This is a genomic window from Nodosilinea sp. AN01ver1 (genome assembly GCF_050565655.1).
GTDB lineage: Bacteria > Cyanobacteriota > Cyanobacteriia > Phormidesmidales > Phormidesmidaceae > Nodosilinea.
Map to the genome: position 1 here is coordinate 1 of NZ_JBNXVS010000121.1, position 1485 is coordinate 1485.

Consider the following 1485-nt stretch of genomic DNA (forward strand, 5'->3'; position numbering starts at 1 on the left):
CTACTAAGTACACACAAATGAGTCCTGAGCTATTGACCATCCCTCAAATATGGCCTCAAATTTCTTGAGTCCTTGGCTCAAAGTGCGAATACCGGGTGGCGATTGCGAACGATAGCCCGACCATCCGCCCAACCGTGCGATGAGCCAAGTAGCCCAAGGGAGTGAACCTGAGGAGAAGGGATTCTGCTGTTTCTGGGTTCGCCCCTGCAACGTCGGCAACAGGTGCTTCAGGCACTGCTGTTGTTGAGCACTAAAGGTCACCGAAGCAGAGAGGGTTTCATCGGCTCTGCCTGTTTTGAGTTGGAGAATCCTCAGGGCCACCATCAGGGCCAAGATGGTGAGGCGTTCAATGGCGTTGACCGACTCCAAACGGGTGGATTCTAGGTCAAGGCCGACCCGCTTCAGCAGCGCGAAGAGCTGTTCAATCTGCCAGCGCCAGCAATACCATTGAATCACTCGTAAGGCTTGCTCTACGGTATTGACTGGATGGGTGGTCAATAAACGCCAATGAATCGGCTCTACCCCAGGGGGTGGCATCACCTCTTTGGCCTCAACGGCATAGAGTGAGACAGATTCAGGATAGTCGTGGGCATCAACCTTCTGGGGACGACGCAGGGTGACTGAGGTAAAGCGAACTGCTAACCAGGCTTCACGTGTCTCTTGTTGACGGCGGGGATCAGCCATCACCGCAACGGCATAGGTCCCCTGAACCGGTTGCTGACTAAGCGTCTCATAGAGCATCGTGGCCCTATCGTGCAGTCGTCGGTCACGGCAAGCGCGCACTAACAGGTGCGTGTGGGCATCAGGAACCCGAACTAACTCTTCATAGATATCGCTTTCACGGTCACCGACGTGGGTCACACACACCGCATCCCCAGCCATCAAGCTGGAACGACTGCGTTCGGCAGACAGCAGCCACTTATAGGACTCCTTCTCTTCAATCGGTAACTGAGAATAGTGACGCTGGTGCTTGTCGGGGCGGGTTGGGTCACGATGCCACAGTTGAATCGTACTCAAGCCCAGGGGAAACCCACTCTCAGCATCGGCGACTAAAGTCGGATGGAGGAAAAACCCAACATCGCGATTGTTGCCGACAACCCCAATGTCTTCAGCCTGTAGATGCCGGGCCTGTGCCTGCAAATTGATTTCGCTGCTGTCGCTGATGGCGAGTACATGACGCCCCGCCACCTGTTGCTGGCAGTGGTCTGCTGCACTCTTAACCAATTCCGAAACGCTCACGCTTGGATTCTCCAGAAAGCGATAGTACCCCACCTGCTCGGCTCGGTTGCGGCTCATGGCGCGGATGCTCACCGTTTGCGCGTGGCTCATCGAGTCATAGAGTGCCGCCCCCTTTTTTCCAGGCGACGATCCCCAAAAGCACTGCCCTCCAACGTTTCAGCGTGAATCATAATAGGATTCTTCACGGCGATTGCCCCATGATTACTGCCGCATCCTACTACAACATGACTTATGTGTACTTAGTAG

The 1485-nt window shown here is 54.9% G+C and carries 1 protein-coding gene; it reads right to left on the reverse strand.

Annotation, left to right across the window (positions count from 1 at the left end; genetic code table 11):
- Nucleotides 1-3: 3 nt before the first annotated feature.
- A complete protein-coding gene (locus ACQ4N7_RS30205) occupies nt 4-1329 on the reverse strand; it encodes an IS4 family transposase (protein WP_430715116.1) in 1326 nt (441 codons plus the stop codon).
- Nucleotides 1330-1485: the final 156 nt, after the last annotated feature.

Bases quoted from the DNA above. Each gene is read 5' to 3' on its own strand.
- ACQ4N7_RS30205 (WP_430715116.1), bottom strand. From the start codon at position 1,329: ATGAGCCACGCGCAAACGGTGAGCATCCGCGCCATGAGCCGCAACCGA.